General features: G+C 46.1%; 13 protein-coding genes. 9 read left to right on the top strand and 4 right to left on the bottom strand.

Annotation, left to right across the window (positions count from 1 at the left end):
* The 4 genes from ACNPNW_RS03815 to ACNPNW_RS03830 all read left to right on the top strand — a co-directional run.
* On the top strand, positions 1-309 hold a 309-nt coding region (locus ACNPNW_RS03815), incomplete at its 5' end, for an RNA-guided endonuclease InsQ/TnpB family protein (RefSeq protein WP_448766546.1).
* A gap of 177 nt (positions 310-486) precedes the next feature.
* On the top strand, positions 487-1,809 hold the full coding sequence (locus tag ACNPNW_RS03820; protein WP_174894700.1) for a hypothetical protein: 1,323 nt from the start codon (positions 487-489) through the stop codon (positions 1,807-1,809).
* Complete coding sequence (locus ACNPNW_RS03825; RefSeq protein WP_004647685.1) at positions 1,790-2,077, top strand: chorismate mutase; 288 nt, start codon at positions 1,790-1,792, stop codon at positions 2,075-2,077. The genes ACNPNW_RS03820 and ACNPNW_RS03825 overlap by 20 nt, the downstream gene beginning before the upstream one ends.
* A gap of 308 nt (positions 2,078-2,385) precedes the next feature.
* Positions 2,386-2,565: a hypothetical protein gene (locus tag ACNPNW_RS03830; protein ID WP_004280844.1), complete on the top strand. Its 180-nt coding sequence runs from the start codon at positions 2,386-2,388 to the stop codon at positions 2,563-2,565.
* 266 nt (positions 2,566-2,831) lie between these two features.
* On the opposite strand, the gene ACNPNW_RS03835 is transcribed toward ACNPNW_RS03830, so the two are convergent.
* The 3 genes from ACNPNW_RS03835 to ACNPNW_RS03845 all read right to left on the bottom strand — a co-directional run bounded on the left by ACNPNW_RS03835 (position 2,832) and on the right by ACNPNW_RS03845 (position 7,891).
* Positions 2,832-4,127, bottom strand: coding sequence for a solute carrier family 23 protein (locus ACNPNW_RS03835; protein WP_004728924.1), 1,296 nt, complete (start codon positions 4,125-4,127; stop codon positions 2,832-2,834).
* Positions 4,128-4,433: 306 nt separating this feature from the next.
* Positions 4,434-7,118, bottom strand: a complete 2,685-nt coding sequence (gene ppc, locus ACNPNW_RS03840; protein ID WP_005268200.1) for a phosphoenolpyruvate carboxylase — start codon at positions 7,116-7,118, stop codon at positions 4,434-4,436.
* Positions 7,119-7,267: 149 nt separating this feature from the next.
* The gene (locus tag ACNPNW_RS03845) at positions 7,268-7,891 is read right to left on the bottom strand and encodes a TetR/AcrR family transcriptional regulator (RefSeq protein ID WP_005268199.1); all 624 of its coding nucleotides are present in this window, start codon (positions 7,889-7,891) and stop codon (positions 7,268-7,270) included.
* A 148-nt stretch (positions 7,892-8,039) separates the two neighbouring features.
* On the opposite strand from ACNPNW_RS03845, the gene ACNPNW_RS03850 reads away from it, so the two are divergent.
* From ACNPNW_RS03850 to dnaJ, 4 genes are all read left to right on the top strand, one after another.
* Positions 8,040-9,143, top strand: a complete 1,104-nt coding sequence (locus ACNPNW_RS03850) for an efflux RND transporter periplasmic adaptor subunit (protein ID WP_005268198.1) — start codon at positions 8,040-8,042, stop codon at positions 9,141-9,143.
* Between the two features lie 2 nt (positions 9,144-9,145).
* Positions 9,146-12,283: an efflux RND transporter permease subunit gene (locus ACNPNW_RS03855; protein WP_219307837.1), complete on the top strand. Its 3,138-nt coding sequence runs from the start codon at positions 9,146-9,148 to the stop codon at positions 12,281-12,283.
* A gap of 131 nt (positions 12,284-12,414) precedes the next feature.
* Positions 12,415-12,792, top strand: a complete 378-nt coding sequence (locus ACNPNW_RS03860) for a sodium/proton-translocating pyrophosphatase (RefSeq protein WP_164542996.1) — start codon at positions 12,415-12,417, stop codon at positions 12,790-12,792.
* Between the two features lie 104 nt (positions 12,793-12,896).
* A complete protein-coding gene (gene dnaJ, locus ACNPNW_RS03865; protein WP_180001689.1) occupies positions 12,897-14,015 on the top strand; it encodes a molecular chaperone DnaJ in 1,119 nt (372 codons plus the stop codon).
* Positions 14,016-14,222: 207 nt separating this feature from the next.
* Here dnaJ and tnpA read toward each other — a convergent pair whose 3' ends face one another.
* Positions 14,223-14,636 carry an IS200/IS605 family transposase gene (tnpA, locus tag ACNPNW_RS03870; protein ID WP_305158304.1) on the bottom strand — a complete coding sequence of 138 codons (414 nt, stop codon included), beginning with the start codon at positions 14,634-14,636 and terminating at the stop codon, positions 14,223-14,225.
* A 43-nt stretch (positions 14,637-14,679) separates the two neighbouring features.
* Here tnpA and ACNPNW_RS03875 point away from each other — a divergent pair, with 43 nt between their 5' ends.
* Complete coding sequence (locus ACNPNW_RS03875; RefSeq protein ID WP_448766547.1) at positions 14,680-15,984, top strand: RNA-guided endonuclease InsQ/TnpB family protein; 1,305 nt, start codon at positions 14,680-14,682, stop codon at positions 15,982-15,984.
* The last annotated feature ends 45 nt before the right edge of the window (positions 15,985-16,029 follow it).

A 16,029-nucleotide genomic window follows, 5' to 3' on the forward strand; every position in this document is an offset into this window, starting at 1 on the left:
GATCAAGGTTGGTCAATGCTTGTTAATATGTTGGTGTACAAACAGCAATGGCGAGGTGGTTTACTCGTTAAAGTTGACCCTAAATATACAAGTCAGACTTGTAGTTCATGTGGTCACGTTGCAAAAGAAAATAGGCTCACTCAGGCAAACTTTAGTTGTGTCGAGTGTGGCTTTAGCGAGAATGCAGATATTAATGCTTCTCGCAACATTTTAGCGGTGGGACACACCGTTTTGTCTGTCGAGGGAAGATGCGGTAAAGATCGCCCTGTGAAGCAGAAAGCAAGTGAAATCCGTGAGGAAGTCACCTAAGAGCTTTTGCTTTTAGAATCCCCCACTTGAGCTAGTCGAAAGTGGGGGGGTATGTCAAGACTTGATATAAGTTTTTACACCATGCAGGGCTTTTGCTCTGCGATCTTAAAAATAGATTATTCTGTACAGATTCAATTTTTTGAACTGCACACCGTCATCTTTGTCGAGGCCGAACTCATGTCCCTGTTACGCCGTTGGTTTGATCCAATCCGATCGAGTTGGTTTTACCAGAAACCAATCCGTCAAACGGTGTTATCTATTCAAGATGGGCTGAGTATCCATTTAAGACTGGATGATGTGTACAGCTATCTGGCGGTACAGCAGCTGCCCCAGCTCGAAGAAATTTTAAGTCCGCAGCTCAAGCCGCTGAAAGTAATTATTTCCAGTTCGCATGCAGCCCCCCCAAATCAGATGTCTTTTGATGAATGGCAGCACTACACCCTAAATGATGCCAAGATTCTGTCGAAACAGCATCGTTTTAGTTTTCATGACACGCCAGAATTGCCCAGCGCTGAAGCCTTGCAACAGGCGGAACTGATTTTACGGCATACCCCGCTGCGCGGGCAGGATTTTCTGTATTTGCTGGAAGATGTGTTTCATATGTTGTGGCAAAAACAGACCGGAAAATTACGAACCCTTTATGCCATGGCCAGTCGTCATCATCAGCCACAGGACTTTCCCGAACGTATTTTTGACCAGACCCCGATTCTGGCCAGCTATTTTAATTTAGGCGGACGCCAGTATCAGGCAGTCGATGACCTGTTGCGTCTGACCCGGCGTCTGGAGCAGCAAAAACTGCTGACCGGTAATCCGATTTTTATGATCGATCACATTGAATGGCGTGAGCATCTGATCAGTGATGCTGAAGAGCTGAACGAGATCCAGTCGATGGATCCGGAACTGGACTTGTATATCGCGCTGGAAGATCCGATCTCCTGGCTTTTGCTGGCCTATATCAAGGAAGAACTGGCCGATTATTATAATATCCAGTTGAATGTCTATCCCTTGTCCTATCGTGGCCGGGATGAGTTTGACTGGAGTCTGGCCACACGTTTATCCAAACGGACGGACGTAGAATTTACCCCGTTTTGCCGACCGACCGAGCAGGCGATTGCGCCAATGGCACAGTTATTTTATAGCTGTCCCGAGGAGCAGCGGATTGAGGCGATGTACCAGATCTTGCAGGCTGTCTGGACCCGTGGTGAAGACCTGTCTTATGCACCCCATTTCAAACTTTTGCAGCAACAGTTAAATATTGTAGATCTGACCCAGAACGATATTCTGGTGAAGCTGCAGGACAATGATATGCTCTGTGAAATGAAGTCGCAGCCGAACTTTCCGGTACTGGAACTGCGGATAGATGATCAAAGTTATACATTTAATAGCTTATATCGGGTCTGGATGATTGAAAGTATTTTCAGTAATGTGTTAGAAGAAAAGTATAAAAGTAATAATCAAACTGAAAGTGAACTGAAAAAACATGGAAAAGATCAAAGCTGAATCACTAGAACATGCACGTCAACAGATCGATGCCATTGATACAGCTTTAGTTGAGCTGATCGCTGCGCGTCAATTTTATGTTGATCAAACCACCCGTTTCAAAAAAACCGAAACCGATTTGCAGTCACCAGAACGTATGGAACAGATTGTAGAAAATGTTAGGGCATTGGCGCAAAAGCAGGGCCTCGATCAGGAGTTTATTGAACATCTATACCGTGAAATGTTCCAATACTTTATTCAACGTGAACTGAAAGAGTTTCGTCCTTAAACAGGCTCATTTCAGTTCAACTACGCCGGACGATCTTCAAGCTATGCAGGAGATCTTGCTGTAGCCATGGCGATTTTTAAGCATAACATCGCCTTTTTGCAAAAATAATTTATCCATAAAAAGCCCATTCAGCCAATTGCCTAAAGCCTTGCCTGGACAGGCTTTGCACGGTTTTATAGAAATTGTAGTAAAAAAAAGAAATTGATTTTATTAAATATTTTTACAATGTAAGTTTGATTTAATTTAAAAAGTATATATATTGTATATACATCTTTTGCAAAGCAGTCTTTATTTTGGAGAGATAAGCAATGAGCGAGCAAATCAAAAAAATAAAGACAGGCAAGAAAGATGGACAACTTTTAATTCGTATTCAGAGTACGGAGCGTGATGAATTTATTCGTCTCTGCGAAGAACTGGATACTAGTGCTGCTCGTGAATTAAGAAAATTTATTCGTGGTTTTGTGAAACAACACAAGCCTAACGAATAGCCTTACTAGGGAGTAATACCATGGCTAAGCAAGTTAAATCTTTAAAGCAAGAAATCAAAGCACGTTTGAAAAAGATTTCAAAACATAAAGGCAAATTGAAGCAACTGAAGCAAGCGCTTAAAAAACAGAAATAAGCCAACGTGAATCAATTGCCAGTCACTTAAAACAGTTCATTCTAGACAGACTGTTTTAGGCTACAAAAAAGACCGAACATATATGTTCGGTCTTTTTGCTTGCAACAGGCTGTGCCCAGGCATCGCTGAATTTTATTTTTTATCGACCAGACTGAAGAACCAGTTTAAGAACAGGGCTGCAAACGTTGCCGTACCAATACCACCCAGATTGAAGCTACCAAAAGTCAGGGCAAAATCACCCGTACCTAAAATAATGGTCACCGCAGCCACCATCAGGTTCTTGTTCTGCGAAAAATCGACCTTGTTCTCAATCCAGATTTTGGCACCAGCAATAGTAATCAAACCAAAGACTATAATCGAAGCACCGGTCAGAATCGCTGTCGGAATCGTATGAATAATCGCACCAAACTTAGGCGATAAACCCAGGAACACAGCAAAGACACCCGCGACGGCAAAGATGATAGTCGAGTAGACCCGTGTTACGGCCATCACGCCAATGTTTTCACCATAGGTGGTCATACCCGGCGCACCCACACCACCCGCTAAAGTCGTGGCAATACCATCTGCAACAAAGGCTTTACCAATATGCGGATCCAGGTTTTCACCGGTCATCGCACCTACGGCTTTAATATGGCCCAGATTTTCAGCCACCAGAATCAAGGCAATCGGCGCAATGATCAGCATGGCATTCAATTCAAAGGTCGGTGCATGGAAGGTCGGTAAACCGAACCAGGCTGCTTGCTGAATGGGAAGGAAGTTGATTGCAGTGCCATAACCCATGACATTGCTGAGCATGAAATAGATCAGATAGGCCAGTAACAGACCGACCAATAATAGCAGGCGTTGCAGCAGGCCTTTGGTAAAGACGGCAATCGAGCCCATGCACATCACGGTAACGAGAGACATCCACATATTAAAGGTGTTGCCCATGACGCTTTTAACCGTGACTGGAGCAAGGTTCAGGCCAATGATCATCACCACGGCACCGGTCACTACCGGTGGCATCAGCTTTTCGATCCAGCGGGTGCCCGTCGCCATGACCAGAAAGCCCATCAGCGCATAGAAGATGCCACATGCGATAATCCCGCCTGCTGCAACGCCAATATTCGGATTCAGTCCGCCACCACCCGCATAACCAGTTGCTGCGATGACCACACCAATAAAGGCAAAGCTTGAACCTAGATAACTTGGAACCCGGCCACCGGTGATTAAAAAGAACAGGATGGTACAGATCCCTGACATTAAAATTGCCAGGTTTGGATCAAAGCCCATTAAAAAAGGTGCCAGTACGGTTGCGCCAAACATGGCAAAGGCATGCTGTACACCCAAAACTACCGTTTGTGCGGGTGGCAAATACTCTGCGGTACCTACTGGTCGTGCATCGATACTGCCCTCATACGGGCGCCATTTGGGAAACCAACTGGACATAAAATGAGCACTCAAAAGATAAATTGTGCACATCATACTCCGGTTTTTTGGAAGTTTTAATCACTCCTTTCAACTTTTTGTTCAAGTTAATTCATTGACTTTTATTTATTTTTTATCAATTGGTAAATATTTTTAATATAAAAGTAGCGTTAAATCAGTGGATTAATCATATAGCTATGCTTAAAATTCACTCATAAAGATTTGTTATTTTAGTTATAAAAAATACGATGCAGTGAGTGGTTTTGGCCAATTCATGTACAAAAAAAGCACATCACCAGGATGTGCTTTGAACGCGAGGGCGAAAAATCAGCCGGTATTACGTAAACCGGCTGCAATGCCGGCAATGCTGACCATTAAGGCATGATCGACCGGGGTATTTTCAGCCTGCTGCTGTTCCAGATATAAACGGCGACGTTTCATCAGTTCAGCTTGCAGTAAGTGCAGCGGTAACAAATAGGGTTTACGTACTTTCATCGACTGATCCAGTACACCGTTACTGCTCAGGAGTTTCGATTCGCCTTTTAAGCTCAACAGGGTTTGTACAGCATCCTGCAAACGCTGACGCAGTTCTGTTCCCAGAACTTTAAGATCTTCATCCTGAGTCAAATGCGATTCATAATATAGCGCCACATTGGCATCGGCTTTGGACAGTACCATTTCCAGCATATCAATCAGGGTCTGAAAATACGGCCACTCTGCCAGCATCTCATCCAGTACCGTGCGTTGTCCCTGATCCAGTACCGCATTTAATGCAGCACCGGTACCGAGCCAGGCCGGTAACATCAGGCGAATCTGGGTCCAGGCAAAGACCCAGGGAATCGCTCGCAGTGATTCAATCCCACCACTGACTTTACGTTTCGCCGGCCGTGAACCCAGTGGCAGCATTTGCAGTTCAAGTTCTGGCGTGACGGTACGCAGGTATTTCACAAAATGCGGATTTTCCCGGACGGTCTGGCGATAGACCTGCACCGATAGCTCGGTCATTTGATGCATCAAGTCGCGCCATTCCTGTTTGGGTTCAGGTGGCGGGAGTAAGGTCGCTTCCAGTGTTGCAGCGGTATAAATTTCCAGATTCTGCAGGGCGATTTCTTCCAGACCGAATTTGAAACGGATCATTTCGCCCTGTTCAGTCACCCGGATCGCACCTGAAATCGACCCTGGCGGTTGAGAGAAGAGTGCCTGCTGGGTTGGCGCACCGCCACGGCTAATTGAACCGCCACGACCATGGAACAGGGTCAATTGCACGCCATGTTGTTGGGCAACTGCGGTCAGTTCTTCCTGGGCACGATATTGGGCCCAGTTGGCCGACATAAAACCAGCATCCTTGGCAGAATCCGAATAGCCAATCATGACCTCATGTTTGCCCTGAATATGCTGTTTGTACCAGTGCATATTGAACAGGGTCGACATGGTTGCGGCTGCGCCATCCAGATCTTTTAAGGTTTCAAACAGGGGAACCACCCGTAGCGCCTGCTTGATGCCGGCTTCTTTCTGTAGCAATAAAACCGCCAGCACATCACTTGGATATTCCGCCATCGAGATGATATAAGCACCCAGAGATTCGCTCGGTTGCTCGGCTAGCGTACGCATGGTGGCAAACACTTCCTGTACATCCGGATGTTCAATCAGGCTGCCTGCTGGCTCATTCAGATGTTTTGGCAGCAACGGACGTTTGCTTTGCAGCTCTTGCAGTAAAAAGTTTTGCCGTGCCTGTTCAGTCCAGGTTTCAAAATTCCCCAGTCCTAAATATTCGGTAATCGCAGAAATCGCCTGACGGTGACGACCCGATTCCTGACGGATATCCAGTTTTAGCAGTTCGATCCCAAAACTGTTGACCCGGTAAATAAAGTCCAGCAGGCTGCCATTGGCAATTTCGGCCAGATTGCAGTCCATCAGCGAACGGTAGCAGGTCAGGAGTGGCTGTAAAAGTTCGTCTTTACTTTTAATCACCAGACTGTCATCGGCATCATTGCCTTTTAATTTTTCTGCCAGCCAGTGCCGTGTGGCTTTCAGGCGGGTACGGGTGTCACGTAAATATTCACGGTAGGGTTCAGGATGGGGCTGGCCCAAGGCTTCGGAAATTTCCGGGCTACATTGCTGGATAGACAGTTCCCAGCGCAGGTTTTCAATATCGCGTACATAAAGGTCGGCTGCTTTCCAGCGCGACAGCCACAGCACTTCCTGGGTGACGGTATGGGTCACATTCGGGTTGCCGTCGCGGTCACCGCCCATCCAGGAGGCAAAACGTACCGGTGCCACATCTAGGGGCAGGTTCTGAGCACACTGTTCTGTGACCATGCTATTCAGTTCCCGGATAAATTTCGGAACCGCATTCCACAAGGTCTGCTCAATGGTGGTAAAGCCCCATTTGGCTTCATCAATCGGAGTTGGACGATGCTGACGGATTTCATCGGTTTGCCAGGCAGAGCTGATCAGCTGTTTCAGATCGGCCAGAACTGCCTGACGTTCACGTGGAGTCAGTTTCTGCTGGTCAAATTTGGACAGGGCATTATTGATACCGTCATATTTTTGAATCAGGGTACGGCGGCTGACTTCTGTGGGATGCGCGGTCAGAACCAGTTCAATTTTCAGTTCACAGATTTGCTGATACAGCGTATCGGCAGAAATCTCCTGCTGTTTAAATTTTTCAAATAAAGGCACCAGAGGATTGGGCGATTCTGCAGTGTCATCAAACTCGCTCTGACGGCGACGACGTACCACATGATATTGTTCGGCAATATTGGCAAAGTTTAAAAAGTGGGTAAAGGCGCGGGTCAGCGGCAGGATTTCTGCATCTTCTAGACTCAAAAATAGTTGTTCCAGTTGTTTTTCTGCTTCGACCTGTCCATCGCGAGCGCCTTTGGATAGGGCACGGATCTGCTCGATCTGATTAAACAAATCCTGCCCGGCATGTAATTTTAAGGTTTCCCCAAGCAAATTACCCAGTAAGCGTACGTCTTCGCGTAGTGGTGCATCAATCTGTTGAATCATTTTTTATTCCCTCACATGCATGCTTTGACTATACCGCGACTGCATGACAATCCAAGTCCCTTAGAGACAAAAGTTGCAGAGCATTGGCTGCTTTTTTAGCAAATTTTAGGCCACATATGGTTATCGGTGCTCGATCCTGAGAGAAGGCTTTAGTCAGGCAGAGCATATTTCAGCATAAACAGTTCAATGGCCTCGCTAATGATCTGTTGCTGTTCTGCGCTTGAAGGGGGAGGGCTGAGACCCAGCAGGATTTTCTGATGACGGGTTCCGGTCAGCAGGGACACGATCAGCTCGGTCTGTTTTTCTGGAAGATCGACCTGAATAAAGCTGTACTGTTGGGCCAGAGCAAAGAAATCATTCCAGACTGCATCCAGTTTGCTATGCGAGGCCTCATAAAACTGTTCTGCCAGAGGACTTTGCTGCGAGGCCAGTTCCATCAGTAACAGGTCCAGCTTGATCGCTTCTGGTAAATTAATAATATTTAAAGCGCGCTGACAGGCCTGATAAAACTCCTGCGCAAAGTCACTGCTCGGCTGCAAGAGCTGAGGATGTTCATGCAGAATGGCTTCACAGGTATCCTCAATCGCACAGCTAAACAGGGTCGCCTTGTCCTGAAAATGGTTATACACCGTCAGCTTGGTCACACCTGCCTCACGTGCAATCTGGTTCATGCTGGAGGCATGATAGCCATGCGCTAAAAACAGCGCTTTGGCCACGCTGAGGATGCGCTGACGCTTTTCCAGATCCTTGGGTCGTCCTACAGGTATTTGCACAATTTCTTCCAAAAAAAGTCAATACGGTCATTGCTTTGAAGCTTGAGTTTTAATTAGTGTACCGGGTGGTATATTAATTAAAAAACAAGCAATTCAATATATCAGCATAGTTTGCCCTAAAAAAGACGATCAGATAAGAGCGAATAAGATGAGCAGGATTTACAGCGTATTGGCTGGCATGGTGGTGCTTTGCAGCGTGACTTTAAGCGGGTGCAGCAAAGATACTGCTGCAGCACAACAGGAAGTTCCCTTTGTCATGGTGGCGACACCCACCACTTCACAGCATGAATTAAAAAGTTATGCCGGTGATGTGCAGGCACGCCAGCAAACGGCGCTGGCATTTCGGGTCGCTGGGCAGGTGACCCAGCGCTTCGCTGATGTGGGTGACCAGGTCAAAGCCGGGCAAGTCCTGGCAACTCTGGATGTCAAAGATGCCCAGCTGCAGCTGAATGCAGCACGTGCCCAGCTGGAAAGCGCGCAGTCTGCTACTAAGATTGCTCAGGATGAATTACAACGTTTCAAGCAGTTATTGCCATCCAATGCCGTGAGCCGCTCACAATATGACGCGATCGAAAACCAGTACAAGACCGCCCTATCAAATCTGAAACAGGCACAATCCAACTACGATACCGCTAAAAACCAGACTGCTTATAACCAGCTGATTGCCACCAGAAACGGCGTGATCACTGCACGCAATATAGAAACAGGACAGGTGGTGGCTGCCGGGCAGGCGGCGTATGAACTGGCGATTGCCGGTGAGCGTGAAGTGGTAATTGGCGTACCGGAACAGGCTATTTCGGAGATCAAGGTTGGACAGGCAGCTACAGTGACATTATGGTCCAAACCTGAAGAGGAATTTGCCGCTTTTGTCCGCGAGATTTCACCAGCAGCGGACCAGTCGCGTACCTTTCGGGTTAAAGTTTCCTTACGTGAAGGCAATGGTCAGATCCAGCTGGGGCAAAGTGCCCGGGTATTTTTTCAGCACAGCCGCGACAATATGCTCAGTGTGCCGCTATCCAGTGTCTCGGCAACGGATCAGCAGGCTTATGTGATGGTGGTCCAGCCGGATCATACCTTGCGTAAAGTTCCGGTTCAGCTCGGTGCCTATGGCCGGGACAGTGTTCCTGTACTCAGTGGCCTCAAGCCGGAAGATTATGTAGTGATTGGCGGCGTACATCTGCTGCGTAACCAGCAAAAAATCAATCCGATTGATCGTGAAAACCGTCGTGTGACCATTCAGGCAGGGAGTTAAGCATGAACTTTAACCTGTCGGAATGGGCCTTAAAAAATAAAGGTCTGGTGCTGTATTTTATGATCCTGCTGGGTCTGATCGGCATCGTCTCTTATTCCCAACTGTCACAAAGTGAAGATCCGCCTTTTACTTTTAAAGTCATGGTGATCCAGACCTATTGGCCGGGTGCCAGTGCCAAAGAAGTATCCCTACAGGTCACTGACCGGATTGAAAAGGAACTGATGACCACGGGACAGTATGACCGCATCATGGCCTATTCACGTCCGGGTGAATCCATGGTGACTTTTGTTGCCAAGGATTCTCTGGCTTCGAAAGATGTCGCGGATGTCTGGTATAACGTGCGCAAGAAAGTGGGCGATATCCGGCATGAATTGCCACAAGGAGTACAAGGGCCGTTCTTTAATGATGAATTCGGCGATACCTTTGGCAATATTTATGTGCTCAAGGGTAAAGATTTTGACTATGCGACCCTCAAGGAATACGCCGACCGCTTACAGCTGCAACTGCAACGGGTCAAAGATGTCGCCAAAGTTGAACTGATTGGCCTGCAAGACCAGAAAATCTGGATTGAGATTTCCAATACCAAGGCCATTCAGCTGGGCGTTCCAGTCATGGCGATTCAGCAAGCCCTGCAGCAGCAAAATGCCACCACCCAGTCCGGTTTTTTTGAAACCGGTTCAGACCGGATTCAGGTGCGGGTCAGTGGTGCATTAAACAGTGTTGAAGAGTTAAGACAGATGCCGCTGCTGGTCAATGGCAAAACTATTCAGCTGGGGGATGTCGCAGAAGTCTATCGAGGCTTTAGTGATCCGGCACAACCGCGGATGCGCTTTATGGGCGAAAACGGCATTGGTATTGCTGTATCGATGCGCAAGGGCGGGGACATCATTGCTTTGGGTAAAAATCTGGAACAGGAATTCGCCCGCCTGCAAAAAGCCCTGCCCCTCGGCATGGAACTGCAAAAAGTCTCCGATCAGCCGGTGGCAGTTAAACGCAGTATTAACGAATTTATGAAAGTGCTGGCAGAAGCGGTGATTATCGTATTGCTGGTCAGTTTTTTCTCGCTCGGTTTCCGGACCGGTCTGGTGGTGGCTTTCTCGATTCCGCTGGTGCTGGCCATGACCTTTGCCGGTATGCAGCTGTTTGATGTCGGACTGCATAAAATTTCCTTGGGGGCGCTGATTCTGGCCCTCGGTCTGCTAGTCGATGATGCCATTATCGCCATTGAAATGATGGCGATTAAGATGGAGCAGGGTTATAGCCGTTTACAGGCGGCCGGGCATGCCTGGCGCACCACGGCTTTTCCTATGCTGACCGGGACCCTGATTACCGCTGCCGGTTTTCTGCCGATCGCCACTGCAGCTTCGAGTACCGGGGAATATACCCGTTCGATTTTCCAGGTAGTGACCATCGCATTGCTGGTATCTTGGCTGGCCGCGGTACTGTTTGTGCCATATTTAGGCGATAAACTTTTACCGGATTTCAACAAAGATTTAATTCAAAAAGCACCGTGGTATCAGCGGCTTTGGGCACGTCTGTGCAAACAGCCAGAACCTCAGCCGATTGTGCATCATGCCAGCGAACATTATGATCCTTATCAAACCCGGTTTTATCAGGGTTTTCGTCGTTGGGTCGATGCCTGTGTGACCTATCGTAAAACTGTCATTGCTGCCACGGTCGGGATTTTTATCCTGTCCATTTTAATGTTTAAGCTGGTGCCGCAGCAGTTTTTTCCACCTTCAAATCGAGCTGAAATTCTGGTGGATCTCAAACTTGAAGAAGGTGCATCACTGAAAGCCACTGAAGCTGCAGTAAAAAAAGTCGAAGCCTTTTTATCGAAACAAGAGGGTATTGATAACTATGTGGCCTATGTCGGGATGGGTTCTCCGCGTTTCTATTTACCGCTGGATCAGCAGCTGCCGCAAACCAGTTTTGCCCAGTTTGTGGTGCTGGCATCCTCTTTGGAAGATCGTAACGAAATCCGTCAATCCTTGAGTGACCAGATTCGGCTGTTATTACCGGAAGTCCGTACCCGGGTGTCCCTGCTGGAAAATGGCCCTCCAGTCGGTTATCCATTGCAGTTCCGGGTCTCTGGTGAAGATCTGGGACTGGTTCGTGAATGGGCGCAGAAAGTTGCAGCCACCGTGGGAGACAATCCGAATACCACCAATGTACATCTAGACTGGGGTGAGCCGAGCAAAGTCATCAAACTGGAGATCGATCAGGATCGTGCCCGTCAGTTGGGCGTGACTAGCAGCGAACTGGCCAATGTGCTGAACAGCTCGATTTTGGGGGCCGGCATTGATCAGTATCGGGAAAAGCGTGAACTGATTGAAATCCGTTTACGTGGTGCGCAGGCTGAACGCGTTGATGTCGCTTCTTTAAGCAGTCTGGCGATACCGACGTCACGTGGTACTTCGGTACCGTTGGCACAGCTTGCCAACATTGAATATAGCTTTGAAGAAGGCTTGATCTGGCATCGGAATCGTTTACCGACCATCACGGTGCGTGCCGATATTCGCACGGCCTTACAGCCGGCCACTGTGGTGAATGAATTACACGATTCACTGCACCAACTTCGAGCTGAGTTGCCGAATGGCTATCTGCTGGAAGTCGGCGGTACGGTCGAAGAATCCGCGCGTGGACAGAACTCGGTCAATGCTGGCATGCCTTTATTCCTGGCGGTAGTGATGACCCTGTTAATGATTCAGCTCAAGAGCATCTCACGGGCCTTTATTGTGTTCCTGACCGCGCCTTTAGGCATTATCGGAGTGGTGTTATTCCTGTTACTTTTCAATAAACCTTTCGGTTTTGTGGCCATGCTCGGGACGATTGCGCTTTCTGGAATGATCATGCGAAATTCCCTGATTCTGATTGACCAGATCGAGCAGGATATTCAGGCCGGAGAATCCCCATGGGATGCCATTATCAATGCCACAGTCCGCCGTTGTCGCCCGATTGTCTTGACCGCACTGGCCGCTGTTTTAGCCATGATTCCCTTGTCCCGCAGTATTTTTTTCGGGCCGATGGCAGTGGCCATTATGGGTGGTTTAATTGTGGCGACACTTCTGACCCTGTTTTTCCTGCCTGCCTTATATGCACAATGGTTTAAAGTGAAAAAAAGTTTAAATTCTGTTTAAAATTGTCATAATTTCAGGTGCGAAATATTGAAATTTTCAATATAGTAGCAGCTGAGATTTTTATAATTTAAAAAAATAAGTAACTACTGCATTGGCCGAACTGCCAATCCGGTAATGAGGTTAAACCAAACATGACTCAAACTACATTAACCAAGATGCGACGTTCCGTAGCGATGGCTTATGTCTTCATGTTTTTGGCCTTATTTACGCTATTTAGTGGACTTTTTGCTTACTGGTTGGCCCGTAAAGTTACCCAGGTTGATTATGCTGAAGTCTGGTTACAAGCACAGGCACTATGGATCATGCGTAATATCGTGATTTATACCATTTTGGCGATCTTTGCTGCACTGTGGTTTATTCCCCTGTTTTTCTTTGCCTGGGACAGCCAGTTATGGGTCAAAGCCTGTGTGGTGACCGGGGTGATTTTCAGCTTTATTGCCTTTATTTTCCTGATCAATGCCTGGTTTAAAGGCATCTATAAATTCTCTCAAAACAAAGCTGTGTTCTAAAGCGTATAATTTTTTTCATATTTCCCCTTGTAAAACTCAGTTTGACCCCAATTTCAGACCTCAGTTGAATATTAAACAAAATTCCGTGAGGAGCATCGCCAGACATGGCTAAACGTGATTATTATGAGGTTTTGGGCGTCGCTAAAACCGCTAGTGATGATGAAATCAAAAAAGCCTACCGTAAGTTGGCGATGAAATATCATCCAGACCGTAACCCGGACAATGCTGAAGCTGAAGAGAAATTCAAAGAAGCAGCAGAAGCCTATGAAGTGCTCTCTGATGGTGAAAAGCGCAGCATGTACGACCGTATGGGCCATCAGGCCTTTGAAGGTGGTATGGGCGGCGGTGGCGGCTTCGGCGGTGGTTTCAGCGCAGAAGACATTTTCAGCCAGTTCGGTGATATTTTCGGTGGTGCTTTTGGTGGCGGCGGTGGTCGTGGCCAGCAACGTGCACGCCGTGGTTCCGACTTACGCTATGTGATGGAATTGACTCTAGAAGAAGCGGTCAAAGGTGTCAAGAAAACCATTACTTTTACTGCACCGGCACCGTGTGATGCTTGTGATGGTAAGGGCTCAAAAAATCCAAACGATGTCGAAACCTGCCGTACCTGTCATGGTGCCGGTCAAGTGCGTATGCAGCAAGGTTTCTTCTCGGTACAGCAAACCTGTAGTACCTGTCGCGGTCAGGGCAAGATCATCAAGAACCCATGTAATAAATGTCATGGTTCGGGTGTGTCGGATCGTCAGCAAACCCTGGAAGTTACTATTCCTGCGGGTGTGGACAATGGCGACCGCGTTCGCTTGACCGGTAAGGGTGAAGCGATCCGTGATGGTCAGTCAGGTGACTTGTACGTAGAAGTGGTGGTGCGTGAGCATGAAATCTTCCAGCGTGATGGCGCTGACCTGTATATGGATGTGCCGGTATCAATTGCTGATGCAGCTCTAGGTAAGGAGGTTCAGATTCCTACGCTGGATGGCCGTGTTAGCCTGAAAATTCCTGAAGGTACGCAAACGGGTAAACTGTTCCGCTTACGTGGTAAGGGTGTTAAACCGGTACGTACCAGCATGCAAGGTGATTTGCTGTGCCGTATTGTGGTGGAAACTCCAGTGAATTTAACTGCACGTCAACGTGAATTGTTGAAAGAACTGCAAGAAACCATGGATGGTGAAGACAGCAAATCATCACCAAAGAAAAAATCATTCTTTGATCGCTTGTTTGATTAATTGAGTGAAAGTAAAAAAGGACGCTGAGGCGTCCTTTTTTATTATATAGATAAGATACTCTAGATTAGAAGATGCTATTTATTAGTTGATAGGTATCGCTTAAACATAAAAACCGCCTAAAAAGCGGTTTCTGTTCTTATATTTGACTATCTTTAAGTAAAAGAGGACTCCACCCGACAGTCAGGGTGGAGGTGAATTTCACAGATTTTAAGCTTGTTGGTTTTGAATGTATTTCTTAACAATATCTAAGGGCGCACCACCGCACGACCCTGCAAAATAAGATCGTGACCATAAAACAGGTTTTGCATAACTACCACGTAAATCTAAAAATTCATTCCGCATTCTTCTGCTTGTTACCGATTTTAAATTATTCACCAACTTACTAAGCTGAACAGTTGGTGGGTACTGAATAAGCATGTGAACATGGTCAGCCTCACCATTACATTCTTTTAGCTCTGCATCAAAATCTTTGCATATTTCGTCTACACACTCAATAAAATACTTATGATGTAGATCATTTAGAATTTTCTTTCTGTACTTTGTAATAAATACTAGGTGTACGTGTAAGTTAAAGGCTGAATAGCGGTTTTTATAGATTTCAGTCATTGTTTGATTGTTCATTTAATGATAGCATTTTATTATATTAACACATACATACTCATTTATGAAAATCAACAAAGCGTATAAATTTAGGCTTGAGCCTAATGCAGAGCAGGAGCTTGTTTTAAACAAGTTGCTTGGCTCTGCACGTTTTGTTTGGAATCAAATTTTAGCTGTATCGTTCGAGATGCTTGCTAATAATGAGCGAATCAACAAAGTTAATTTAGTCAATAAAATTCCTGAATTACGAAAAAAACCTGAGTGTGCTTTTTTAGAAAAAAGCTCTAATGGTGTTTCACTCCAACAAAAAGTCCGTGATCTTGGTGATGCTTGGGCTAAATTTTTTGATAAAAAAGAACAAGCTAAGTTAAAGCAAAAACCATTTAAGCCTAAAAAACCAAGATTCTTTAAGTTGACCGATGGCAGTGAAATTCAGCTTAGACCACTCATGCCACGATTTAAAAAGAAATCTGATGGTTATGATTCAATTCGCATTGTTCAATTTGGCAGATATTGTTGGGTTAAAGGTAATCAGGTTAAGTTGCCTAATGACATTGGCGTTGTGAAATTCAGAAAATCACAAGAGATTCTTGGTGAAATCAAGAATGTCACAATCTCAAAGCATGTTGGAAAGTGGTATATCTCTTTCGGTGTTGAAAGCACAATAGATGCACCGATTCACCCATCCAAATCAGCCATTGGTGTTGATCTAGGTGTTAAAAAATTAATTACAACATCTAGTGGTCAGGTGTTCGACCCGATCAATAGTTTTAAAGCTAATCAAGTTAAATTAGCTAGGCTTCAACGCAAGTTGAAGAAGAAAACCAAGTTCAGCCAAAATTGGAAAAAGCTCAATTTAAAGATCAATAAACTACACCATCATATTGCCAATATTCGGCATGACTACTTGCATAAAGTCACTACAACTCTCAGCAAAAACCACGCAATGATCGTAGTTGAGGACTTAAAAGTAGCCAATATGTCGAAGTCAGCAAAAGGTACAATCGAGAACAAAGGAAAGAATGTGAAAGCCAAGTCAGGCTTGAACAAATCAATCCTAGATCAAGGTTGGTCAATGCTTGTTAATATGTTGGTGTACAAACAGCAATGGCGAGGTGGTTTACTCGTTAAAGTTGACCCTAAATATACAAGTCAGACTTGTAGTTCATGTGGTCACGTTGCAAAAGAAAATAGGCTCACTCAGGCAAACTTTAGTTGTGTCGAGTGTGGCTTTAGCGAGAATGCAGATATTAATGCTTCTCGCAACATTTTAGCGGTGGGACACACCGTTTTGTCTGTCGAGGGAAGATGCGGTAAAGATCGCCCTGTGAAGCAGAAAGCAAGTGAAATCCGTGAGGAAGTCACCTAAGAGCTTTTGCTTTTAGAATCCCCCACTTGAGCTAGTCGAAAGTGG

The organism is Acinetobacter endophylla, from assembly GCF_053543775.1.

Bases quoted from the DNA above. Each gene is read 5' to 3' on its own strand.
- ACNPNW_RS03855 (WP_219307837.1), top strand. From the start codon at position 9,146: ATGAACTTTAACCTGTCGGAATGGGCCTTAAAAAATAAAGGTCTGGTG.
- ACNPNW_RS03820 (WP_174894700.1), top strand. From the start codon at position 487: ATGTCCCTGTTACGCCGTTGGTTTGATCCAATCCGATCGAGTTGGTTT.
- ACNPNW_RS03830 (WP_004280844.1), top strand. From the start codon at position 2,386: ATGAGCGAGCAAATCAAAAAAATAAAGACAGGCAAGAAAGATGGACAA.
- ppc (WP_005268200.1), bottom strand. From the start codon at position 7,118: ATGATTCAACAGATTGATGCACCACTACGCGAAGACGTACGCTTACTG.
- dnaJ (WP_180001689.1), top strand. From the start codon at position 12,897: ATGGCTAAACGTGATTATTATGAGGTTTTGGGCGTCGCTAAAACCGCT.
- ACNPNW_RS03860 (WP_164542996.1), top strand. From the start codon at position 12,415: ATGACTCAAACTACATTAACCAAGATGCGACGTTCCGTAGCGATGGCT.
- tnpA (WP_305158304.1), bottom strand. From the start codon at position 14,636: ATGAACAATCAAACAATGACTGAAATCTATAAAAACCGCTATTCAGCC.
- ACNPNW_RS03835 (WP_004728924.1), bottom strand. From the start codon at position 4,127: ATGTCCAGTTGGTTTCCCAAATGGCGCCCGTATGAGGGCAGTATCGAT.
- ACNPNW_RS03850 (WP_005268198.1), top strand. From the start codon at position 8,040: ATGAGCAGGATTTACAGCGTATTGGCTGGCATGGTGGTGCTTTGCAGC.
- ACNPNW_RS03825 (WP_004647685.1), top strand. From the start codon at position 1,790: ATGGAAAAGATCAAAGCTGAATCACTAGAACATGCACGTCAACAGATC.
- ACNPNW_RS03875 (WP_448766547.1), top strand. From the start codon at position 14,680: ATGAAAATCAACAAAGCGTATAAATTTAGGCTTGAGCCTAATGCAGAG.